This is a genomic window from Haloarcula amylolytica (genome assembly GCF_049705545.1).
Taxonomy (GTDB): Archaea; Halobacteriota; Halobacteria; order Halobacteriales; family Haloarculaceae; genus Haloarcula; species Haloarcula amylolytica_B.
Genome location: NZ_JBNAMU010000003.1, coordinates 94,822 through 115,785, shown reverse-complemented (window position 1 = coordinate 115,785; position 20,964 = coordinate 94,822). Strand labels below are relative to the sequence as shown.

The 20,964-nt window shown below is 53.0% G+C and carries 21 protein-coding genes and 2 pseudogenes; 11 read left to right on the top strand and 12 right to left on the bottom strand.

Annotated features, from left to right (window positions below; genetic code table 11):
* The first annotated feature begins 69 nt into the window (after positions 1 to 69).
* Together ACOZ4H_RS19780 and ACOZ4H_RS19775 are read left to right on the top strand one after the other, a co-directional pair.
* The gene (locus tag ACOZ4H_RS19780; protein WP_424330974.1) at positions 70 to 300 is read left to right on the top strand and encodes a DUF7557 family protein; all 231 of its coding nucleotides are present in this window, start codon (positions 70 to 72) and stop codon (positions 298 to 300) included.
* Positions 297 to 704 (top strand): PIN domain-containing protein, encoded by a 408-nt coding sequence (locus tag ACOZ4H_RS19775; RefSeq protein WP_424330973.1) that lies wholly within the window; start codon positions 297 to 299, stop codon positions 702 to 704. The genes ACOZ4H_RS19780 and ACOZ4H_RS19775 overlap by 4 nt, the downstream gene beginning before the upstream one ends.
* A gap of 177 nt (positions 705 to 881) precedes the next feature.
* Here the strand turns inward: ACOZ4H_RS19775 and ACOZ4H_RS19770 are convergent, their stop codons facing one another.
* From ACOZ4H_RS19770 to ACOZ4H_RS19750, 5 genes and pseudogenes are all read right to left on the bottom strand, one after another.
* On the bottom strand, positions 882 to 1,292 hold the full coding sequence (locus ACOZ4H_RS19770; protein WP_424330972.1) for a transcriptional regulator: 411 nt from the start codon (positions 1,290 to 1,292) through the stop codon (positions 882 to 884).
* A 23-nt stretch (positions 1,293 to 1,315) separates the two neighbouring features.
* Entirely contained in the window at positions 1,316 to 1,633 is a 318-nt protein-coding gene (locus tag ACOZ4H_RS19765) for a toxin-antitoxin system TumE family protein (RefSeq protein WP_336330938.1), read from the bottom strand.
* Between the two features lie 225 nt (positions 1,634 to 1,858).
* The gene (locus tag ACOZ4H_RS19760; protein ID WP_424330971.1) at positions 1,859 to 3,280 is read right to left on the bottom strand and encodes a response regulator; all 1,422 of its coding nucleotides are present in this window, start codon (positions 3,278 to 3,280) and stop codon (positions 1,859 to 1,861) included.
* Positions 3,281 to 3,650: 370 nt separating this feature from the next.
* The gene (locus tag ACOZ4H_RS19755; RefSeq protein ID WP_424330970.1) at positions 3,651 to 4,070 is read right to left on the bottom strand and encodes a hypothetical protein; all 420 of its coding nucleotides are present in this window, start codon (positions 4,068 to 4,070) and stop codon (positions 3,651 to 3,653) included.
* A pseudogene (locus tag ACOZ4H_RS19750) lies at positions 4,067 to 4,498 on the bottom strand (site-specific integrase); the annotation flags it as partial. The gene ACOZ4H_RS19755 and the pseudogene ACOZ4H_RS19750, both read right to left, overlap by 4 nt.
* Before the next feature lie 67 nt (positions 4,499 to 4,565).
* Here ACOZ4H_RS19750 and ACOZ4H_RS19745 point away from each other — a divergent pair.
* On the top strand, positions 4,566 to 4,811 hold the full coding sequence (locus ACOZ4H_RS19745; protein WP_424330969.1) for an antitoxin VapB family protein: 246 nt from the start codon (positions 4,566 to 4,568) through the stop codon (positions 4,809 to 4,811).
* A complete protein-coding gene (locus ACOZ4H_RS19740) occupies positions 4,808 to 5,206 on the top strand; it encodes a PIN domain-containing protein (RefSeq protein WP_424330968.1) in 399 nt (132 codons plus the stop codon). Before ACOZ4H_RS19745 ends, ACOZ4H_RS19740 begins: the two co-directional genes overlap by 4 nt.
* A 736-nt stretch (positions 5,207 to 5,942) precedes the next feature.
* Here ACOZ4H_RS19740 and ACOZ4H_RS19735 read toward each other — a convergent pair.
* A pseudogene (locus ACOZ4H_RS19735) lies at positions 5,943 to 6,089 on the bottom strand (type II toxin-antitoxin system RelE family toxin); the annotation flags it as partial.
* Positions 6,090 to 6,868: 779 nt separating this feature from the next.
* On the bottom strand, positions 6,869 to 7,579 hold the full coding sequence (locus tag ACOZ4H_RS19730; protein WP_424330967.1) for a type I 3-dehydroquinate dehydratase: 711 nt from the start codon (positions 7,577 to 7,579) through the stop codon (positions 6,869 to 6,871).
* 231 nt (positions 7,580 to 7,810) lie between these two features.
* On the opposite strand from ACOZ4H_RS19730, the gene ACOZ4H_RS19725 reads away from it, so the two are divergent.
* Positions 7,811 to 8,407 (top strand): N-acetyltransferase family protein, encoded by a 597-nt coding sequence (locus tag ACOZ4H_RS19725; protein ID WP_424330966.1) that lies wholly within the window; start codon positions 7,811 to 7,813, stop codon positions 8,405 to 8,407.
* A gap of 402 nt (positions 8,408 to 8,809) precedes the next feature.
* A complete protein-coding gene (locus tag ACOZ4H_RS19720) occupies positions 8,810 to 9,718 on the top strand; it encodes an NAD-dependent epimerase/dehydratase family protein (protein ID WP_424330965.1) in 909 nt (302 codons plus the stop codon).
* 94 nt (positions 9,719 to 9,812) lie between these two features.
* Here the strand turns inward: ACOZ4H_RS19720 and ACOZ4H_RS19715 are convergent, their stop codons facing one another.
* Both ACOZ4H_RS19715 and ACOZ4H_RS19710 read right to left on the bottom strand, forming a co-directional pair.
* Positions 9,813 to 10,589, bottom strand: coding sequence for an IclR family transcriptional regulator (locus tag ACOZ4H_RS19715; RefSeq protein WP_424330964.1), 777 nt, complete (start codon positions 10,587 to 10,589; stop codon positions 9,813 to 9,815).
* A gap of 256 nt (positions 10,590 to 10,845) precedes the next feature.
* Positions 10,846 to 11,535, bottom strand: a complete 690-nt coding sequence (locus ACOZ4H_RS19710) for a 4-carboxy-4-hydroxy-2-oxoadipate aldolase/oxaloacetate decarboxylase (RefSeq protein ID WP_424330963.1) — start codon at positions 11,533 to 11,535, stop codon at positions 10,846 to 10,848.
* Between the two features lie 214 nt (positions 11,536 to 11,749).
* Between ACOZ4H_RS19710 and ACOZ4H_RS19705 the strand changes: the two genes are divergently transcribed.
* The gene (locus tag ACOZ4H_RS19705; RefSeq protein WP_424330962.1) at positions 11,750 to 12,793 is read left to right on the top strand and encodes a zinc-dependent alcohol dehydrogenase; all 1,044 of its coding nucleotides are present in this window, start codon (positions 11,750 to 11,752) and stop codon (positions 12,791 to 12,793) included.
* 106 nt (positions 12,794 to 12,899) lie between these two features.
* On the opposite strand, the gene ACOZ4H_RS19700 is transcribed toward ACOZ4H_RS19705, so the two are convergent.
* A complete protein-coding gene (locus ACOZ4H_RS19700; protein WP_424330961.1) occupies positions 12,900 to 13,571 on the bottom strand; it encodes an MBL fold metallo-hydrolase in 672 nt (223 codons plus the stop codon).
* A 296-nt stretch (positions 13,572 to 13,867) separates the two neighbouring features.
* Here ACOZ4H_RS19700 and ACOZ4H_RS19695 point away from each other — a divergent pair, with 296 nt between their 5' ends.
* The 3 genes from ACOZ4H_RS19695 (at position 13,868) to ACOZ4H_RS19685 (ending at position 17,016) form a co-directional block, all read left to right on the top strand.
* Positions 13,868 to 14,989 (top strand): TRAP transporter substrate-binding protein, encoded by a 1,122-nt coding sequence (locus tag ACOZ4H_RS19695; protein ID WP_424330960.1) that lies wholly within the window; start codon positions 13,868 to 13,870, stop codon positions 14,987 to 14,989.
* 256 nt (positions 14,990 to 15,245) lie between these two features.
* Positions 15,246 to 15,725 (top strand): TRAP transporter small permease, encoded by a 480-nt coding sequence (locus ACOZ4H_RS19690; RefSeq protein WP_424330959.1) that lies wholly within the window; start codon positions 15,246 to 15,248, stop codon positions 15,723 to 15,725.
* Complete coding sequence (locus ACOZ4H_RS19685; protein ID WP_424330958.1) at positions 15,718 to 17,016, top strand: TRAP transporter large permease; 1,299 nt, start codon at positions 15,718 to 15,720, stop codon at positions 17,014 to 17,016. The genes ACOZ4H_RS19690 and ACOZ4H_RS19685 overlap by 8 nt, the downstream gene beginning before the upstream one ends.
* A gap of 194 nt (positions 17,017 to 17,210) precedes the next feature.
* Here ACOZ4H_RS19685 and ACOZ4H_RS19680 read toward each other — a convergent pair whose 3' ends face one another.
* The gene (locus ACOZ4H_RS19680) at positions 17,211 to 18,170 is read right to left on the bottom strand and encodes an AEC family transporter (protein WP_424330957.1); all 960 of its coding nucleotides are present in this window, start codon (positions 18,168 to 18,170) and stop codon (positions 17,211 to 17,213) included.
* 128 nt (positions 18,171 to 18,298) lie between these two features.
* Between ACOZ4H_RS19680 and ACOZ4H_RS19675 the strand changes: the two genes are divergently transcribed.
* On the top strand, positions 18,299 to 18,742 hold the full coding sequence (locus ACOZ4H_RS19675) for a universal stress protein (RefSeq protein WP_424330956.1): 444 nt from the start codon (positions 18,299 to 18,301) through the stop codon (positions 18,740 to 18,742).
* 546 nt (positions 18,743 to 19,288) lie between these two features.
* On the opposite strand, the gene ACOZ4H_RS19670 is transcribed toward ACOZ4H_RS19675, so the two are convergent.
* The gene (locus tag ACOZ4H_RS19670; RefSeq protein WP_424331043.1) at positions 19,289 to 20,803 is read right to left on the bottom strand and encodes a phosphoenolpyruvate carboxykinase (ATP); all 1,515 of its coding nucleotides are present in this window, start codon (positions 20,801 to 20,803) and stop codon (positions 19,289 to 19,291) included.
* Positions 20,804 to 20,964 lie beyond the last annotated feature (161 nt).

Genomic DNA, 20,964 nt, shown 5'->3' with positions numbered 1-20,964 from the left:
CTTAACTGGTGTTATTTGCTATAGCACCCAAATGTTGATTCCGATAGAGTGTCAACGCTGTCAACAAGGATGTCACATCAAGTCCGTCTTGAGGATGATGTATACGAACGGATCAAAGCGAACAAGCGTGACGACGAGTCATTCAGCGACGCCGTGGAGCGGCTCATCGGTGGGCGGTCACTCAGTGACCTACGCGGCGTGTTCGACGAGGACCAGGTGGCTGAGATGCGGGACGCCATCGAGCAGGCTGATCAGGACGACCGCGACGGAGTTCGGGATGTCGCGGAGCGATTCGAATGATTGTCGATACGAGCTTCATTCTGGATATCATCGACGGTATCGAAGCGGCCCTCGAAAAGGAACGGGAGCTCGAAGCAGCGAACGTTCCACTGGTGATTCCATCAATGACGGTCTTGGAATTATACATTGGCGTCGGGAAGATCGCGAATACCCGTGAGGAACGCCAGACCGTAGAAGCCGTGCTTGATTCGTACCCGCTGGTCGATATGACACCGAGCATCTCCCGCCGCGCTGGTCGGTTACTCGGTGAACGGATGGCTGATGCGGACGACGGTGAGGGGCCGGGTATTGGCAAAGGAGACGCGGCAATCGCTGCAACCGCTATAGAGCGTGATGAGCCTGTTCTCGCCGGTGACTGCCACTTCGGAACCATTCCCGGTGTGACTCACGAAAGCTATCGGTAGCGGCAGGTCTCACAGTTCGAGTCCTGCGAGCGGAGTGTCGATGACATCCTCATTCGGTGCGTTCAGGTAGGACTCGATAGCGGCGAAGGAGTCCCAGTCCCATCGCGACGTGGAGAATCGAAATCGGTGGTAGCGTGGGTTCTGCCAGTTGAGAAGTAGTTGCTTCCGGTCGCCCGTTCACACACTGGCCGGTGTAGTATCGATGTCGTCGACGAGCGGGTAATCGATATGCATCTCGATTCGGTCGAATGGGACGACTGGCTGCATCGCGCCACCGGGGCCACCCTCTTCGAGTTCGAGTATGCCGAGGACCTCCAGATGTTTGAGATCCGAGTGGACATCGGAAACATCGCGATCAACGAGACGGGCGGCCTCGCGCATGCTCTGGGGGTTGTTCTCGGCGATAGCCCGGATAAGCTCCAGGCGAAGGGGGGTGAGGCTGTCGACAAGGTCGTCGTAACTCCCGAACTGAATGACTACCTTCTCATCGTGCTTGCTCTGCTCGTTCGTCTCCGCCTCCTGAACGAATTGCAGTGCGTCCTCACGGAGCTGTTCTCGGTCGCCGACGGTGATGTGGAGTGTCGTCATGATTGTCTGGTTGGTCGCTGTGGTCAGTAGGGCCGATCCGGGCCGCCGTCGACGGCATCCCAGTACTCGTCTGCACTCGTCCAGAATTCGATGAGGCGTTCTTCCATTCCGGGGAACGCAACGTCATCGACATCGCCGGCTGCGGTATGATGTTCGTGCCCTTTGGTGTCTTCGTGTGCGTTGTCGTACCGGACGAGCGTCAGATCTTCCAGTGTGCCCAGATGGAGCGTGTACTTCCAGCCCGAGGGGTATGTCTCGGTATCCTCTGTCCGCCGGACGACGACATTCTCGACGAGCCCGGCTTCGACATGGGTATACTGGAAAGTCTGCTCTGTGGGCATCCGCTACCTGTTGGTCTGTTTCCCAACACTGTAAGTGTGTTGGGCAGCGACCCAACATCACTGGTGACAGACTCAGGGTGTCATAGAACAGTTCACAAGGTGATTGATTTCAAGACTGCTGGAGATGAACCACCTGCTCAATAGATGTGCGAATTGGCCACTGATGTTCCTAACCAGTTTTAGAAGATAATAACATCGCCCTGCAAGATCCACAGTGAGTATCGGTCAGGTAGCGAACTCGACACCAGTAATCTCGAACCGTGCCCCACCCTCAGAACCGTCGGTAGCGCGGATCTCCCAACCGTGGGCCTTGACGATTTCTCGCACAATGTTGAGTCCAACCCCCGTTCCATCTTTTGCAGTCGAGTATCCCGGCTCAAACACCTCCGCACGTTCGCCTTCCGAAATTCCGGGCCCATCGTCTTCGACGTAGAATCCCTCATCCAGATTGCCGATTCTGACTGTCACGTCGGGACCACCATGTTCAATTGCGTTCTGTATGAGGTTCTCGATCAGTTGCCGGAGTCGGCTCCGATTCGCGTAGAGCGTCTGGTTCGTGTCGGTGACGAGCGTAGCCTCGTCCGCTTGGATAGTTCGCCAGCACATCTCTACGACATCCACGAGATTGATTGGTTTCATCTCGTCGGTGTCCTCACCCGTCCGTGCGAGTGTGAGCAATTCGGCGATCAGGGTTTGACACCGACTCACTGCGCTGGCAGCCTCATTGAGATGAGTACTGTCGCACTCCTCGCGTGCGAGTTCCAGCTGGCCTTGTGCGACATTGAGTGGGTTTCGCAAATCATGGGAGACAATAGTGGCGAACTGATTGAGGCGTTCGTTTTGACTTTCAACCTCTTGTTCACGGAGTTTGCGTTGGGTGATATCCTTTCCAGATGCGATTAGCGACACGACGTTCCCCGCGTCGTCTCTGACGGGACGAATCATTGCGGAGACGTGCCACTCTCTTCCATCGGGTGTGATGTGAGGAACCTCGAATTCCACGTACTCACCATCGGCAGCTCTTTCGATCCATTTTCGAACGACCGGTTGTCGAGCGGTATCCCACCATGGTTCCTCGCAAAAGGGTTCGCCTAGGACATCTTCTTTTTCGCCGGAAACACGGGCAAGGGCTGTCTGGTTTACATCAAGTAACGTACCGTCGGGCTCCATAATGGCAATCACCGTTTGGGGGTCCTCAAACACAGCCGTAAATCGTCGCTCGCTACGTCGGAGTTCACGCTCGACCTGTGCCCGTTTGGTAGCGTTCCGGATGCGGTTAGCCAGCAGCGCGTACTGGTCCACACTGCCGCTTTTCTGAAGATAGTCTGTAACGCCAGCGGAGATGGCATCGCTTGCAATTTCCTCACTACCCTTCCCTGTAAACAGGATAAATGGTAAGTTCGCATACTGGTCTCTGACGGCTTCCAGAAACTCGATACCGGTCTGTCCCGGCATATCGTAATCAGACACCACACAGTCAAAATTACTACTAGCTAGCAAATCTAACCCCTTACTGGCGCTGGTGGCAGTTTCAATCTCAAAACTCCCGTCCTCGCGCTTCATAAAAGCTGTAGCCATATTTGCGAAATCAGGATCGTCGTCGACATGAAGCACCCAAATCGGTTCTCCTTGTCTTCGTGTGCCCATATTATATTGTATTAGCATGGACACTTTATATACTTGCCACGGTCAATTTCGATACTCAGTCTGAAATGGAACTCATAACCGGACAATCTCTGTATCTCGAACGGTGTTTCTGACAAGAAGAGAAGCTATCACAACCCGTCGCGTTAGGTCCTTCACCTGTACTGACCGAGTCGAGGAAGAGCGAAGAACGGGTATGTGAACCGTTGTATGAGACCCTCCAACGACTTGCTTGGCTCCCTGTCAATAACCTGGAACGGGATCGACTTCTGTGAGAATGGAGTTCAAGCACATCCTCAAAGACCAAACTGAGGAGCGTTCCCAGCAGCAAGGACTCATATGAAGTCGGCCGGAGGCTTGCCGATCTCCCCGATTAGACGTAGTCGCTGAACCAATCCGGAGCGCCGGTGTACTCGGCCCAGCACCGTTTGTGGCATGGCTCACCTCGGGCGTTCGGTATCGCGCGGCCAAGATCGACCATCTCTCCGCACAGATCACACTCAGCGCGGTGGCCCATTTGCCGCTGTTCAACCGAGAGGTCTTTTGTCTCGATATGGAGTTCGTGCAACGCCCTCGGCGTGAGCCGGACCAACACTTTCTCGCGGTCATCTTCGTCTCGCCTCTCTGGTGTGTACGTCAGCATCCAGTCCTGCCCCTCTTCGCCGTCGCTGGCTGGCCCGAGCGAGATTGTCTTGGCAAGTTCATCAGGGATGTAGTGCCATTCGTTGTCGGCGAACCGTGGGTAATGGCCCGTTGGCCGCGGGTCCTCAGGGTCGACATCGTCTTCGGTCATAGGGACTCAACCTCCTGGAAGGCCTCGTCGATGACGTCTTCGCTGGGGGCGTTCAGGTACGGCTCAATCGCGGCGAAGGAATCCCACCCACCGACGGCCATCACCACACGCGGGTTCATTTGTTCGTCGACGAGGAGTCGCTGGGCGAACCGTCGACGGAGATCGTGCGTACTCGCTTTCTCGAAGTCGTCGTCGCCAGTCGATTCAGCCGCCCGCGCAGCTGTCCGACGAACCACAGCACGGACGCCGGGCTGGGTCAGATCGATAAAGGAGTCCTTGGATGCGATGTTGTGTTCGTTCTGGAAGCGCTGGAGATCACGCTCGACGTCGGCGGGGAGGAAGGCATCGCGAGGTTTTCCACCGTTGCCGCTGGTGTCTTTCCCAGCCTGGACCCGAAGCCGGTACTGACCGCTCTCAGTTTGCTTAACAAGTCGTTACACACCGATTCACCCTCCACAAGGATTAACCAACGTCAACGTCAACGTTGACGTACCAATGGCAACCGCAGATGAGCAGATACGAGTAAGTGATCGAGTGAAGCGACAGCTTGATCGCCGTCGGCGTGAGGGCGAATCGTTCAACGACGTGCTCGAACGCATCCTCAACGAGAGTGAAGATGCTGACTTCTACGACGGGTTCGGAATACTCTCAGATGAGGACGCTGACTGGATTCGAGACAAGCACGAGAGCTCGAAAAAGCAGCGGAAAGAGCGGATGCAACGGTTAGACGAGGATATATGAGGGTTCTTGATGCGAACTTTCTCATCGACTACCTGAGCGGTCATCCCGCCACAGAAACGTACTACAAATCGAACGGTGGTGAGGAAGAGCTGTGGGTAATGCCTTCTCCCGCCCATGCTGAAGCACTCGTCGGTGTCGGAAACCTCCCGTCGGGCGATCTTGAGGAGGCGGTTGAAGCGCTATCGTGGGGGAAAATCTATGAAATCAATGGAGACCTATCGGTCGATGCGGGGCGAATCGCCGACGAGATTGGACCAGAGGGACCATATCTTGACGGCGTCGACGCGCTCGTTGCTGCAGTCGGGCGAGAACTTGATGCGACAGTGGTCTCGGCCGACGGTGACCTCACTCATGAGGAGACGAAACGAGTCATCGACGTTGAAGAGTATCGCTGATTCCTCAAACGACTCGTCTCTGTAGTTTTCAGAGAAGGTGCACAAACACTGCGGTATATGTGATAAGTCGGTACTATTCCTTTCAAAGGAAGAGCGATGATATGCTCACACGGTAGATCTGCGTGGTGACTACGATCTCGCTTTAATGGGAGAATTGTGCCTATCTAGGTGACACATAGGATTCTTTGACTGCCGCGAAGCAGAGACACGTGGGTAAGGTAGCCTCTGACAATCCAATCGAAATGCGGTCCCCCATTGGGTTGGTTCCTTACCTTTCACAGACTGTACTGACCGGACGGCGACTTATGTAAGATGGCGTTACTGTTGGGGTCGGTTTATTTCAGAGTTGGATGGGTGACTATACTGTTCGGTAGATTTGCGTATTGACCGGCGTGAGAACATATGGAGCCAGAACCGACTGAGAGGACGAACGAAAATAGTTTTTGAGAGCAGTGGGCGTACTATACACATGCCCTCTGAGAAGGTCTGTCCCGACTGTGAGGAATCATTAGAACAGATGGAATTACAAGGGACAGACGCCATGGGGACGCTCTCTATCGTTTCAGAAGCGTCAGACGACGGATTTCTTAGCAGTATTCGAGCGGACGAAATCCTCACGCCGGTTCCATACGTTTGTCCCAATTGCCGACGAACTCTCCTGTATGCCGAAAAGTAGTCGATAAGCCATCTGTACTGACCGAATCGCGGCAAATTGGACAAGTCGGTACTCTCGCTGCTAATCGTCGTCTGCAGTGTAGGCTCCACTTCGGTGTTCGATCCGATGAACTTCGAGAACCAATTCATCGTGATCGAGGACACAGGCGAGTCGGTATTGGCCGATTCGAAGTTTTGCGAACGGGCCGCCAGTGAGTGGCTCGAGGAACTGAGGCCAATACTCCACCCATTCTGTCCTCCAGAACCCAGCCGCGTTCAATGAGAAGTACAGCAGTATCGCAATGCTAGTCAGTAGAACTGACTGAGACAGCCGACGTATCAGTCGCGTACGCTTCAACTTGCTGTGCCGTTGTTTGATGGCTGAATCCTCTTGAGTATCACCGAAGAATCGTCGAAGTAGCCTCCCGACATGGCTCGCCCTGTGTGGTGAGGCCGGTTTCGGTATCCGTGATAACCCACCAGTCTCCTCAGGTCACGGCCGAAACTCGTTTTCATGGCTCTCTCCGGCGCGCGCCAAGTCGGCAATACCTCTAGTTGCTGTATGAATGCGAGAGCCGTTCGGCCGGCGTAGAAGGAATGGAGGGGTGAAACAACGGGAATCGGTTGCCGTGGTGTTGGGGGTGATAGTAACGACCTTGTCTCTGTTTACATCTATTTCTATCTGCAAGTGCGGAATTACAACTGTTTTTTGCCTTTTACCTCCATATAGGCCATTACGTATTCTCAGATATTCTTACTAGCTGTTCATCTACCTTCGAGAACTCTAATATCCGGGTTTCTCTATATACTAACCTGGATATTAGGAATTGGAATCTCCAATTCTCCATTATAACTCAAATTCTGTCTCTACTGCCGTCGGTATCAACAGGCAAATAATAATTACACATAGTCGCTCCCAATGGCAGAATAATTAGATATTTCGTTAGCTTCGGAGAGGAATGCAAAGACGACAGCAACCAAACATAACATCTCTATTATATATCTCTATCAGAACCGTCCTTTCAGCTGGTCGATCAATTCAACGTGATCGCCACCGTGGACAGTCGTTTCTAAAAGATTTGCGAGTTGAGCCAGTTCAATCTCCCCGTATTGCGCCTCCTCATCCAGCTGGATCGGTGCAAAGCAGAACTCAGAACCGTAGAATACACCGATGACACGGGTATGCTGGCCTAACTCGCCAAGTGAGATTCCAGAGACTCTGATATCACTTTGTGAAGCTTCGTTGAGACAATCTAATAACAATAACGCATCCTCTCGCTCCTCCGCGAACACAGATACTTTAGATATATCTCCATACTCATCACACTCCATAATCAGTTCCTGAAGCTCTGATTTTTCTGGGGTTTGTTCGAAGTCGTAGTAAGCGACAATCACATCTACCTCATTTTCTCGCAGCTCGTCAATAAGCCACTCTTCATTCCTGATAGTCTTGAGGTCAATCTCAACTATATCTACTGCATCTGCACTGGCAGCAGCGAGAAGCTCTTCTAAGCGAGTTGATTCCGATGCGTCACCACCCGCCCATTCAGGGCGATTTGAAACAATTAACGGTAATTCCCCATCGTACTCAGTTAGTTGTTCGACTGGAGCTGCTGCTTTGTCCATCTGAAATTCCACGTAGTGTGCGTCTTCCCTGGCTCGAGACTCATCATCCAAATCGTCAGTAATTCCCACCACGTCATATTCAATATTATTCATAATCCAACATAGCTGCCGTATCTATAAAAAAGTTCTATGTTGGCTTTAGTACGAGTCTCGCAATCGGCTACCTCAATTACTTGAGAGAAATTTACCTAGTATGCCTATCTGAAATTCCTCTACAAATACGAATTACTTGTGCTGATTAACCAACCCAAGAATCTATGAATTAATAAGGCCACGATGATGTACGGCAAAGAACGTTATAGTAGTGAACACAATTTTTCTAATATGACTACCAGTGATGTCTGCAATATATGGGATAACTCCGAATGTGAGGGAACAGTGGATTGTCCCCCCAGATGCCCGAGATTCTTTGATAAAAAAGGAAGACCGATGATGGTCCGTGAATTTAATTCCAATGACTATAGTTCGCTTATAAAAATGTACAACAGTCTCGAGGTTGATGACCAAACGATGGGGGTCCCGCCACAAAAAACAAAAGCATTGGAACAGTGGCTGGACTATATTTTATCAGAGGGATGGAATCTAATCGCCAATCATGATGACCGTATCGTAGGACACGGAGCCGTTACCCCGCAGTCAGAAGACGAACCAGAGTTCGTAATTTTTGTCCATCGTGAATATCGAGACAGGGGTATCGGTACGGAATTAGTCAAACAAGTACTCGCGTATACTGAATCGATGGATTACCGGAACATAGTATTGGATGTTGCTAAAACAAATCAGCGGGCAATAAACGTGTACGAGAGTCTTGGATTCGATATTGTGAGTGAAACTCCGATGTATAAGCAGATGCAAATGCCACTGCAAAAACCAGATGTCCAGGCCTTCCAGCAACCGCCGGCAGATCGCGAAGCATATTAGACTGTTATCAGTGAAACCGGACTCCTTCAGAGTCGATAGAGTAGACTAGTATTTTGACATATGCATCACCTACCAACAAAACTGTTTACACCCAGCACACTCAGAATTAGAAATATCTGAGCATGGTGATGGCTGGACAATTTGTTGCGTGTTTCAATAATATCAAAACAGGTTATCTGCGGTCCTACTGCTATTGTAGTTGGTTCCGGGCATTTGAATAACACATGTACAAGCATTATTGTAATGGTTCTAAATGCGCCATCTGTTTCAATAATATTGAAAAACTCCGATTGTATATTTTCCGGTCTTGCGCTGCTTAGTTGGCCGGGTTGTGACTAGAATTCCGAAAATTAAATTATTGGGAAGGATTTTTATAGGATGCTATAGTAGAAATCCTCACTGATGACCAAGCAACGCGTCCTCGTTACGGGCCCGTTTGGCGAAGCAGGTGAAGCGATACTGAATCACCTTGCTGAGAAAGATGAGTACGAGTTTACGTACCTCAACCGAACAGACCACCCCGAATACGAGACACACGTAGCAGACGTCGCCGATTATGATGCGATTCGACCAGCGTTCGAAGGGCAGGATGCGGTAATCCACTTGGCCGCACAGTCTGATGCGGGCGCAGAATTTGAGGAGATAATCGAGCCAAATATCATCGGCACGTATAATATTCTCAAAGCGATGGACGATGCGGGAGTTGAAAAACTCATATACGCGTCCTCACAGCGTGTGATGGGACTGTACGAGGAGGACCACGCACCGGAACTATACGAGGAAGATTATCCCAGTGAGTTCGACCCGTTCCGGCTCACTCACGAGACACTGCCGAAGCCGGACGGATACTACGGTGCCTCGAAGATGTTCGGGGAACACATGTGCCGTGCACATGCCCGTCGCGACGGTGCTCCGGAACAGGTGTACTCGCTCCGAATCTCCAGTGTTCGTACTGCAAAGTACGACCATCCATATGGCGACGCTGAACGCGGTGTAGACCGAGGGGAAGAGCACAAAGTCGACGAGGACGAGGTCTGGGACCAGTCACAGACCGGCTCCTGGGAACGCGGCAGCGAGGAGTACGAGAAAATGGTAAAGCGACTGAAAGCGTCGTGGACCTCACAACGCGACTTCGCGCATCTCCTCGAATGCTGTCTCGAAGATGACACCGTCACTTACGATGCGTTCTATGCTGTCAGTGGGAACGCAGCACGGTGGTTCGATATCGAACACGCACAGGCAGTCCTGGGCTACGAACCAAAAGACGACGCCTCAGAATGGAACAGCCCGCCAAAAGAAGCGACTGAGTGAACTCGCACAACGTGTGATACTGCAGGCGGCTGAACAGAATACCCATATCTGGCGACTCATTCCCTCACACCTCAACAACTGACTGGCCTCGCCCTCACTCGTACTGGTGCATTTTCAGTTCGATGATATTCTTTTTGTTCAGGAGTTTCGGCACGAGTTCGTCTTCTATCCGCTCGTTGTCCAATCGACTACGTGGACCACTTATACTGATGCCGCCGATAGCGTCGTCTGGCTCTGAAACGATTACCGTGGCAATCGCACAGACCCCTGGGAAGTGTTCGCCTCGATTTATCGAATATCCACGTTCCCGGATCGTGTCCAGTTCGTCGCGCAAAGTCTGCTCGTCAGTTATCGTATCGTCAGTCTGCGGTGGGAGTCCGCGCTGCTCTATAATTTGATTCACCCGTTCCTCGGGTAGCTCTGCGAGTATGGCCTTCCCCGTCGCTGTCGAATGCAGGAACAAATGTTCGCCGAGCGGTGCCTCGTCGTCTATCGACTCGGGGCTCTCCGATTTGTAGAGTTGCACAGCGTACCCGTTCTGCTCGACGGTGACGTTCGTGTGTTCGCCCGTCATCTCGCGCAGTTCGTCCAACTCGGGCCTGGCCGCCTGATAAAGTGCCATTCCGTCCTGCATCTCACCACCTATCCGAAGGAACTGAAAACTGGTTTTATAGATATCGCCCTCCCGGACGACGTAGCTCGATTCCACGAGCGTGCTGAGGTGGATGTGCGCGGTACTGGCCGGGAGGTCGAGCGCCTCGGCTACTTCCGAGAGTGTCGCGCCCCCGTTGTTGTGGAGGTAGCTGATAATCTGAAACGCCCGATTGACGCTCTTCAGCTGGCGTGTGCCCGAATTTTCGGTGTCTGTCATAGTAGAATATTGCCGTGGACTCGGTTAAGTACTGTGGAAATTTTCAATTATGTTGGAACGAGTGCCCGGCAACTCGCAGCGCCGCTCTCCAAAACAACACCAATAGTGAGACACAGCGTTCAATCGGCACGAAGATCTGTCACAGCGCCTCGCGTATTCTCTGGGTTAGTTCTGTACTGTCGGAATCTGTAGCGATGGGGGCACTGTTGGTCCAGCCGACTCAACGGAGTTATGGAGACAATGTCGCAGAGCCGAGCTACTGAATGGAGTCTTCGGGACCGACGACGTTCAGATTCTCGAACAGTTCGTCGTAGCCGTTGAGTTCGAAGAGGTAGTCCCCGTCCAGCACTTCCTCGCGGACAGAATCTTCGGCCGAGAGTTTCTGGCGGGACCGCTCCAGTACCTCCGCCGCTCCTTTGCTGGGAATGACGGCCAGTCCGTCGTCGTCGCCGATGACGATGTCACCGGGGTCGACGCTGACGCCGCCACACGAAACCGTGACGTTGACCGACCCGGGGTCCTGCTTGAGAGGGCCCTGTGGGTTCGTCCCGCGTCCGTACACCGGAAACTCCATTTCGGCGATCTCGCGGCTGTCCCGGTACCCGCCATCGATGATGAGGCCCGCGAGGTCGTTCGCCTGACAGGAGGTACACATCAGTTCCCCGATGTGGCCCGTCTCGGTGTAGCCGTTGGCGTCGATTACGAGCACGTCTCCGGGCTCGGCCATCGTTATTGCCTTGTGGATTATCAGATTGTCACCGGGGGACGCGTTCACCGTTATCGCAGTCCCCGCCATTTCAATCCCGTCGTATGCGGGTTCGATGCCGGAGTCCATGGTCAGTCCGACGTTCCCCGTCACGTCTGACACGATCGTACTTGGAACCCCTTCAAACGCCTCAACGACATCACGGTCCGGTCGCTCTACTTCATGCTCTATGGTGTGCATATCTCAGCCGAAGGTGACATTATATTTTAAACCATCGATATTCTAACCAGCGGCCGGGCGGAACAGTGGCGCTGCCCACTCGCAATCGCTCGCGTTCCCTCTCGAGACTGGCTATAACATCTCCCTGAGGCAGTCGGAACTGCCCGGGGATGTGTGGTATGATGACTTGCGGAATTCCGTAACATTATAATCGTTGTACTGTGATATCGTTCATATGCGTGGATTGGCCAAAACCAGCCGTGAGTACGGTCAAATGGAACTAGTGGATATCGGGACGCCAGAACCGTCACCTACTGAGGTATTAATCGAAATCAGCTATGCCGGACTCTGTGGCAGTGATGCTGGTATTTACGCCTTCAAATCCGCGTTTGAGCGGATGGACCTGCCGACAATAATCGGCCACGAATACACCGGTGAGGTGGTCGAAGTGGGTACTGACGTAACGAAATTCGAGGTCGGGGACCAAGTCGTCGAGCGACCCATTCGAGGCTGTGGTGAGTGTTATCAGTGTGAAATCGGCAACGAAAACATCTGCCAGAATGCCGAACTCACAGGAATTGACCACCACGGAGCGTACGCGGGATACATTGCCGTACCCGTAAGCGCCCTACAGAAAGTTCCGGAGGGAGTCGATCCGAGACACGCCGCACTCGTCGAACCTACTTCTATCTGTACCCGCGCCGTAATCGAGAACTCGCGGGTCAGCCCCGGTGATACCGTTCTCGTCGCTGGACCCGGACCGATGGGCCTACTCTCCGCACAGATCGCGGAAGCACAAGGTGGCGAGGTTGTCGTCGCCGGTGTCGAACAGGACACGGCGTATCGGCTCCCGCTTGCAGAGAAACTGGGCTACCCGACCATCAATATCGAAGAGAGTGACGTAGCGGAGTATAGTACAGAATTTACAGACGGAATCGGCTACGATGTCGTGTTCGATACGACAGGGCACCCGTCGGGGCTGACGATGGCAGCCGAACAGGCCCGAAAGGGCGGGCAGATAGTCCTCGTCGGACAGACTGGTGTGGCAGAGATGGATTACACCCCGATTGTCCGGGCTGAAATCGATTTACAAACATCGTACGGTGCGATGTACCGGGACTTCGACCGGGCGCTACGACTAATCGACTCAGGCGATGTCGATCACGAGACGTTCTCGGACAGCCGGTTTAGTCTACTCGACGCTGATGAGGCGTTCGAGGCGTTTCTGGCCGGTGAAACATGCAAACCGGTTTTCGACGTCTCCGTTCTCCGCGAATAGCTGTTTCTCACGGAAGCAAACAATCCAATACTCGAAACAGTTGCATTCAGAAGCGTCAGCGCCCGGTAACCGTCGCTGTTGTCAAACCCTGTGCCCGTTCAGTCGGCTACTCGGCACGCGGGTCCCATTCATTCCACTCGCGCTCGACGAGGAAGTCGTCGAGTTTCCCCTTCGGATTCTCGAAGACGTGCGAGCCGTGGAACACGAGCAGGGTGTCGAAGTCGTATTCGAGCAGCGAATAGAGATTCAGTTCAGCGGCTTCATGGTCGTCGTTGAAGAGTGCTGGAGGGGGGAGCAGGTACCCAGCCGGGAGCCCACCCCGGTCGGAACCGTCGAGCGTATCGCCGGAAATCAAGATGTCGCGGTCTTCAAGCAACAGAGCGGACGTCGCTTCAGTATGGCCCGGCACTTGAATCACGCGGATGTTCCCAGTGAGTACGTCGCCGTCCTCGTATTTTATATCGGGTTCGAACTCCAGCCCCTCCTCTTCGAGATGAGTATACAGTTTCGTCTCATCCGCCGGCATCGCGAGCTCGGGCGAGAATGCCTCCATGACGTGGCGTAACCCACCGTGGTGGCCGTGATCGCCGTGAGTGATGATTACGCGGTCGATTGAACCGTACTCCGTTTTGATTGTCTCGACAAGCTCTTCGCCGTTCTCCTCGAACGCGGTATCGACGAGGGTGGTCTTTCCGTTGGGGACATCTTTCAGTACCAACACACGCACGTGGTCAAACTGTATCTGGTCAATACCGTCGACTACGTTACTTACACTCATTTCAGCCGTAAGTTCTCAAATTATCCAATTAAACTTGTCGGTGTATCGGTTGTGCGGTGGGTATCGGAATGACACAAGCTATGTTGAACGGAAACCTCGTCCCGTGCAGTGGGACGTCCAACCAGCGGGAGAGGAGATAACGGTCTCATCTCGGTTTCGACAAGCCCATCGGGGGCACTCCACAGAACCTCAAGTCTATTTTTCGGTCGGTCACTCGGGTTCCCGACTCTGCTTAGCCCGTTCTGTCGGACGCAACCATCACAATCTTTATTACATGTTAGGATGTTCAACCAGGTATGGCGCGTGACAAGCGGCCAGTATCACGAAGAACCGTCCTAAAATCGAGTGGCGCACTCCTGACAATCGGTACTGCTGGGTTGGCAGGTTGTTCCGGCAACGGCGACGGAGGTAGCGATGGAAACAGCGGTGACGGCGGGAGCGGTGGCGACGGTGGCAGTGGTGGAGACGGCGGCTCCACGACTTCCGACTCTGGCGGCGAAGAACTGGAGATTACGTTCGCCACGACACAACCACCTGAGAACATCTCGGTCCAGACCGCACAGGAGTACTTCATCGACGTGCTGGAAGAGGAGTCAGATGGTCGTATCACGGTCAACCTCGAAGCCTCGACACTGGGCGGTACAGAGGATAACCTCGCCGCTCTCGAATCGGGCACTGTTGACATTCTGCACGAAAGCCCGACGGCGCTCTCACAGCGGTTCGCCTCCGAGTACTCTTTCGCCGGCGACCCGTTCGTCATCGAGGACATGGAGCACTACCGGGCGGTCAACGAGGAATTCCTGAAACCCGACGACGGGCTGAACGGGATTCTGAAAGAAAACGGCATCAGGCTGGGCGATGCGTTCTACGTCGGCAACCGCTGCTTCACCAGTAACTCTCCGGTTACCTCCCCCGAAGACGTTCAGGGCCTCAAACTCCGTCTCCCACAGTACGAGACCTGGACCTCCGTGTGGGACGAGATCGGCGCGGACGTCACGCCCGTCGCTTATGACGAACTGTACTCCGCACTGCAGACCGGTGTTGTCGATGCCTCCGAAGGTCCCATCTCCCAGTTCCTGTCTGTCAGTCTCAACGAGGTCCAGTCGCACTTTAGCGTCACGAACCACCTCCTCGACACGAAGCACTTCCTCTACAACGAGGAGTTCATGCAGGGTCTCAGCTCCGAAGACCGTGAACTTATCACTTCGACAGCAAGTGATGCGGTCGAGTCGATGACAAGTGACATCAAATCACAAGAAGAGGAGCTCTATCAAAAAGCCAAGGACAGAGGCACTACCGTCGTCCCAGCGGAGGATGTCGATCGATCTGCCTTCGTTGAGGCTGGGCAGCCAGCGCTGGAAGCATTGTCAGAGAGCAACTGGGCAGTCAACATCAACGACGTACAAGACCTCGCATAGGTCGATCGCAGATCTCCCGCAGTGAGAGAATTTCGCATAGTTTCTTTTTGTGACGGTTATACGCACGGTCCATCATGAAATTACATCCTATGTTAGACCGACCAGTCCTACTGGTGACTTTGCTTATAGGATGATACCTAGATACGCCGCTCTCAATATAATTTCGTACGGTAGTTCCTCAGGGCTAATGCCTTCAAGACGAAATTTGTCCACAATAACTCACAAGGCTTTTTAATTGACGGAGAGAGTAACCATTATGACCGGAGGATGGTTTGACAGAATTACCGTCGCAATTGGGGTAATCATGTTAAACATCATGTTAGTCGTAGGGCTGCTCCAAGTGCTCAGTCGATACTTTACGTTCCCGGTACCGCTGTATTGGACCTACGAAATAGCCAGGACGTTTCTCGCACTGATGACGATCATAGCATTGCCATATATGTTCCGGAACGAATCAGACATCTCGTTTCTGCCAGTACTAAAACGGATTACGTCAAGAACTGATGAGTTGCTTCTCTTACGCAACGTGTTCATGGCGGTCTTAGCCGGTATTCTCGTTGTATCAGCATACCTTGCAGCAGTACTTGAGGGAGACGTTAGCCTACCAATGATTGGATGGTTTAAAATCGGCTGGGGATACACGCTACTCGGAGTGAGCTCCGCTCTCCTTCTAGGAGTTATTATCCTTGATACAAAAAGTCGGCTCAGCAGCTTCCAAGGTGATACTGATGTCTGAGCTTCTCCTCGTTACTTTCATCGGACTGCTTATGCTGCTCTATGGGATCGGTGTCCCGGCAGCGTATTCGCTCGGCTTGACTGTTCTCGGGATAATGTTACTCCCGATCGGTCCACCGCTGAATCTAATCGTCATCACACAGCGGTTCTGGGCCGGGATGAATTCATGGGTCCTGTTAGCTGTCCCATTCTTCCTGATGGCAGGTCGTATCATGAACATCACTGGGATTACCGACGATATGTTCAATTTCGCCACCGAACTAGTCGGTCCGATTCAGGGCGGCCTTGCGCAAGTAAACGTCGTCGTGAGTCTGATATTCTCAGGGATGAGTGGCTCCGCAGTCGCGGACGCGGCCGGAATCGGGAGCGTCGAATACGAGGCGATGACGTCCAACGGCTACGACGGTGAATCGGCCGTCGGTATCACCGGTGCTTCGGCGATTATCGGCCCGATTATCCCGCCCAGCATCCCAATCGTTATCTACGCAGTGTTGGCACAGGAGTCGATAGGGACGCTGTTCATCGCTGGCATCGGTCCAGGACTCCTCCTCGCCGCAGCGATGGCGGGCACAGCGTTCTATCTCGGAAAGAAACGAAGCTGGCCGGACGAAGGTAGCTACGATCTCTCCCGCCTATTCGAGACCTTTGTCAAAGCAGTCCCCGGATTGATCACGCCGGCGATTATCATTGGGGGAATCCTCGGTGGGATCTTCACAGCGACGGAGGCCGCGCTGGTCGCGGTCGTGTACGCGTTACTGCTTGGCTTCTTCTACTACAGGTCCATCAACCTCAACGACCTGTATGAGGTCAGCAAAGAGACGTTCGAAGACACTGTGAGTATTGTCGTCATATTCGGGTTTGCGAACCTCTACGCATACTGGCTGACACTCTCCGGCATTCCGGACCTGATCGGTGAGATAGTCGTTGGACTGTCAATAAGTCCGGTGATGACGATGCTACTCTTGGCTGTGGTGTTGCTAATCTTGGGAACCTTCATGGAGGGAATCGCGGTCCTCCTAATAATGGTGCCAATGCTTGTGCCCCTCTACCCAGAGCTTGGTATCGATCCGATTCACTTCGGAATCGTGATGGTGGTAACCCTGATGTACGGGCTGATCACGCCACCGTTTGGTCTGATCCTCTTTGTGCTTGAGCGAGTAACCGACGAATCGCTTGATAAAGTTATGAAATCCATGGTGCCGTACTACTTGCCATTAGCACTTGCGCTGTTGCTGATCATCCTCGTGCCCGATTTATCCCTGGCAATCCCGAGAGCATTCGGGCTTCTCTGAGCAAGGTGGGCTTTCGCTCCTAACCCACGTGAAGTGGGTATCACAGGAGCTCTGAACTTTTCAGCCGATAAATGTCCGGTCGAGAACTGCTCGATAAGGCTGAAGATTTGGAAGGTGATGACCGCGGTCGATCTACACTCTACAATCACTCTGTAAATGACCGTGAGGTGCAGAAAGCGATAGCACACCCACGGTTAGATTACTGCACCTGATTTTAGCAGTGTGACAAAGATTGTTAGCACCGGCATTGAGACGAGAGTCGAGACGAACACAGTAGCGGAGACGTACTCCGGGATAGTCACACCACCCACGCTAGTGTCGCTTGCAAACTCCACAGAGAAAATGACCGGAGCCACAGCGACTGGCATCGCCGTCAAGAGGACAAACACCTGTGCGACGGTCGCGTTCTGGAAACCCATCCCAAGCGCTACAATGAGTCCGATACATGGTGACAGCAGAAATCGAAAAAGCGTCGGTGTGATTGTCATCGAGAGCGCGCTTCGATACTCTGTCTCGGAGAGTTGAATCCCGAGAATGACCAGCATGACCGGGATAGCCGAATCACCGACGAGACCGAGCGTCTCCATCGCCGCCGAATCTGCCTGTGGAGCTATGTCTACTGTTCTGGCAGCAATAGCGAGCAGGACCGCATAGACCAGTGGATAGCGGAAGACACGCTTGAGGCTCCCCATACGGGATTGCGCTCCTGAGTTCGATGCAATTGCGAGACCGATAGTAAACACGAGCACGCCGTGGACGGCCGCGAACAGCACAGCTGTCTGCCGTCCGAGGTCCCCAAACGCGAAGTCGGCCAACGGGATTCCAAGCGCACCGGTGTTTCCGAATGTCGCAATCAGCAGGAACGAATACAGCAACGAATCCCGCTTCCCGAGTGCCCTCCCTAGAACCCAACTCGCTAAGAGAACGGCCGTCACAAACAGACAGACCCCTAGAGATACCCTTACTAGAGCATCCGTTTCTAACTCGGTGAGTGTGATACTGTGGACAATGAGTGCTGGGTTCAAAATGAAGAGTGACAACGTGTTCAACGGACCTGAGTCGATTTCTTTCCAGTGACTGAGGAGGAATCCACTGCTGATTATCAGGAATATTGGCAGGATAGAGGTAGCAATGACTTTCGTAACAGACTCCATTTGGAGGATACACGAGTAGGGTCGGTAAAAGGTCTTCCACTGCTGAAATTCACATTAGACTTGGCCGGTAAAACGGGGTGTTCCAGATATTGACAAAGTATAATACGGAAGCGATTGAAGCAAATAACATGGTCATCGTGGCAGCCGTTGATGAATCAGACAGGGCAGCAAGTATTCTCGAAGAGGCCGACAATCTGGCCGAGAAGTTTGGTGATACAATTGATGTCCTTCATGTTATGAAACGCTCCGAAGCTATTCAACTTGAAGAGGATAGTGCTAACCCAGATGAAGTCGTGTCGATAGATGAGTTAAGGAACCGAGCGTCGAGGACCGCTGCAGAAGTAATAGAGTCTCATCCTACGAATGCCTCGTCTGAGAGTGTCGGGCGGATCGGAGATCCAGCAACGGAGATTGTTGACTATGCAGAGGATCACGAGGTACGGTACATTGTTGTCAGCCCGAAGAAACAGTCTGCAACGGGTAAAATGCTCTTCGGGAGTGTTGCACAGTCGATCCTATTGAATGCGAGTTGCCCGGTTGTCTCATTGGTAGCACAAAACTCAGAAGCGTAGAACGCTGATTGAGGATACCAGCGAACGGCTCATCTAAACAAATTCCTGTCACAGAAGTACTCTACCCAGAGCCAGTATAGGCGAATGATCAAGGCGACCTCTGGGTGACAGTCAATGTGCTATCGGTAGCGCAACCGAAAGCTGGTCGGTCTCATACTCTCTTTCCCGCATTGACCAACCGCTTTCTGGGCTAACCGATTTTATCGTGGTTTCAAAATTATTGAAATCTCTGCTGATGGGAATTCTCGAGGGTTCGGGAGTATATAACTAGTGTACACTTGTTATTATGACGGCAATGCCCGGATGGAGCTGTTTCAATAGTATTGAAAACAAATCTTGGAAACCGCTTTCACGCGTCAAATTTATCCAAAACCTTTGACAGACGAGCAAGGTAACCGCTTATCCTCAAACGTCTATACCTCGTACAATAGTCCAACCGTGCGCCATATCGCCACTCGTGTTCCTATGGGTCTTCAGACACACTATCCGGGTTGTTCGGTGACGGACGCGAGATCTTGGTACAAGATGCTCAAATGGAGATAGTGGTCAGTAAATGGCGTCGACAATGGCGTCGTCAAGGTCGTCAAACTGGTCGAGATAGGCCAATCGCTCCTTACGGAGCTCGGATCGTGCTACCCGGAAGTCCGCAACTCGATCAGGGACGTAGAACTGTTCAATGTCGATACCCGGAACGGTGTTGGGAACAACCAGGCCAAGCGTATCGTCGTTGGTCCACTGGATGCTGTCGCGGGCAACACCTTCGAGGATAGCGACAGTTTCCTCGACGCCGACATCAACGGGGTCGTCGGTACCGACGGTGCCGGTGTTGATAACGTAACATTGGACATCGAGGTCCGCGATGAGGTCCCGGAAGCGGTTCCCTTCCTTCCCTTTGGAGCCGATGATGAAGGGATTGGTGCCGACGACGCGGATGGCTTCGCCGACACGAGATGGATCGCCAGCGCTGGTTTCGATGGACTCGCCCAACATGAATGCGACGGCAGCCTGCTCGTCACTGAGTTTAGCGACCGGAGGCATCAATGGGTTCCGCGTGATGAAAAACACCTGGTCGACACTGTCGAGATCGATGTCGTCTGCGGAGCTTTCGAGATGGTCGCGTCTGACTACAGCGCGGGCATTACGACCGTAACGGGGTTCTTCAAAATGAACGGTACCGTCGTCATCGACGGCAACATTCTCTAAGACAGCGCTCTCATCCGTGGCCGATTCGTAGAGTTCGGGCTGCTCATCCGAATCAAGACCGAGAGTTTTGATATAGAGACCACTCCCTTCGCTGCCAGCAACAGTGCCAGACGGCAGTAATGCACAGACATCGTCCTGAATCATGTCGACACCCTCTGGGTCATCAAGCCATAACCCGTGGCTGGTCAATGTCGACTTCCCAGTGCCAGACAGGCCGAGGAACAGCTGGCCGACCTCACGGTAACCGTCTTGATCGTCGAGGGTGACCCGTTTGCTGCCAGCGTGAAGTCCGAGACCACCCTGTTCCTTCGCACGCAACATGAACAAGCGGAGAAACGACTTCTTCGCTTCCCCGGTGTAGTCGCTTCCAAGCACCGTTGTGACGCCAGTTTCGGGGTGGACACGAATCTTCGGGTCGTCGGTCGCGTCAGGGAGTTGGACGGTTATAAAATCAGGCTCCGTACCGTGGGAGGGCTCCAGAAGTTTCGCCCACGACAGTGCTATCCGACCGTACGATTTGGGAAGATACAGCCGGCAGACGTACGATGATTCGGAATGACGACCAACAACCCGGTCGACGCAGATTATATCGTTATCCGTATTTTGAATCTGGTTGAGTCCGTCCTCGAAGACCGCTAAGTCAGCATTGTCAAAATCAGAATCAATGGCGTTCTTCGTTCGGTCGGCGCTACGGGAACGGTATTCGCTAACGTACGATGGTGCGCCGTACTCAGTGGTTGTCTCGACATCCGTAGAGAACTCCCGGAGGTCCTCAATAGACGGGTTGTACGTGATGTGATCTGCTGCCACTGGGTTTGGATACTGGACCCTCTCAGGTACGCTGCTAAGGCTAACCATCCTGCGCGGTGGTTGGCAATAAGGTTTGATAAGCTTATTGAATGCCGCCGATAAGTCTGCCTCGGATGCAGTCATGCTGGCTGTCATTCAGTGCATCCATCTATTGTGTTCTAAGATTCTGAGAACCGGTGTAGGCAATTAAGTACTCTCTCACACCCCTT

Excerpts from the sequence above, each read along its gene's own strand:
- ACOZ4H_RS19695 (WP_424330960.1), top strand. The coding sequence starts at position 13,868 with ATGGCGCGTGACAAGCGGCCAGTATCACGAAGAACCGTCCTAAAATCG.
- ACOZ4H_RS19675 (WP_424330956.1), top strand. The coding sequence starts at position 18,299 with ATGGTCATCGTGGCAGCCGTTGATGAATCAGACAGGGCAGCAAGTATT.
- ACOZ4H_RS19680 (WP_424330957.1), bottom strand. The coding sequence starts at position 18,170 with ATGGAGTCTGTTACGAAAGTCATTGCTACCTCTATCCTGCCAATATTC.
- ACOZ4H_RS19720 (WP_424330965.1), top strand. The coding sequence starts at position 8,810 with ATGACCAAGCAACGCGTCCTCGTTACGGGCCCGTTTGGCGAAGCAGGT.
- ACOZ4H_RS19715 (WP_424330964.1), bottom strand. The coding sequence starts at position 10,589 with ATGACAGACACCGAAAATTCGGGCACACGCCAGCTGAAGAGCGTCAAT.
- ACOZ4H_RS19740 (WP_424330968.1), top strand. The coding sequence starts at position 4,808 with ATGAGGGTTCTTGATGCGAACTTTCTCATCGACTACCTGAGCGGTCAT.
- ACOZ4H_RS19765 (WP_336330938.1), bottom strand. The coding sequence starts at position 1,633 with ATGCCCACAGAGCAGACTTTCCAGTATACCCATGTCGAAGCCGGGCTC.
- ACOZ4H_RS19730 (WP_424330967.1), bottom strand. The coding sequence starts at position 7,579 with ATGAATAATATTGAATATGACGTGGTGGGAATTACTGACGATTTGGAT.
- ACOZ4H_RS19780 (WP_424330974.1), top strand. The coding sequence starts at position 70 with ATGTCACATCAAGTCCGTCTTGAGGATGATGTATACGAACGGATCAAA.
- ACOZ4H_RS19725 (WP_424330966.1), top strand. The coding sequence starts at position 7,811 with ATGACTACCAGTGATGTCTGCAATATATGGGATAACTCCGAATGTGAG.
- ACOZ4H_RS19760 (WP_424330971.1), bottom strand. The coding sequence starts at position 3,280 with ATGGGCACACGAAGACAAGGAGAACCGATTTGGGTGCTTCATGTCGAC.
- ACOZ4H_RS19755 (WP_424330970.1), bottom strand. The coding sequence starts at position 4,070 with ATGACCGAAGACGATGTCGACCCTGAGGACCCGCGGCCAACGGGCCAT.
- ACOZ4H_RS19775 (WP_424330973.1), top strand. The coding sequence starts at position 297 with ATGATTGTCGATACGAGCTTCATTCTGGATATCATCGACGGTATCGAA.
- ACOZ4H_RS19700 (WP_424330961.1), bottom strand. The coding sequence starts at position 13,571 with ATGAGTGTAAGTAACGTAGTCGACGGTATTGACCAGATACAGTTTGAC.
- ACOZ4H_RS19685 (WP_424330958.1), top strand. The coding sequence starts at position 15,718 with ATGTCTGAGCTTCTCCTCGTTACTTTCATCGGACTGCTTATGCTGCTC.
- ACOZ4H_RS19705 (WP_424330962.1), top strand. The coding sequence starts at position 11,750 with ATGCGTGGATTGGCCAAAACCAGCCGTGAGTACGGTCAAATGGAACTA.
- ACOZ4H_RS19770 (WP_424330972.1), bottom strand. The coding sequence starts at position 1,292 with ATGACGACACTCCACATCACCGTCGGCGACCGAGAACAGCTCCGTGAG.
- ACOZ4H_RS19710 (WP_424330963.1), bottom strand. The coding sequence starts at position 11,535 with ATGCACACCATAGAGCATGAAGTAGAGCGACCGGACCGTGATGTCGTT.
- ACOZ4H_RS19690 (WP_424330959.1), top strand. The coding sequence starts at position 15,246 with ATGACCGGAGGATGGTTTGACAGAATTACCGTCGCAATTGGGGTAATC.
- ACOZ4H_RS19670 (WP_424331043.1), bottom strand. The coding sequence starts at position 20,803 with ATGGTTAGCCTTAGCAGCGTACCTGAGAGGGTCCAGTATCCAAACCCA.
- ACOZ4H_RS19745 (WP_424330969.1), top strand. The coding sequence starts at position 4,566 with ATGGCAACCGCAGATGAGCAGATACGAGTAAGTGATCGAGTGAAGCGA.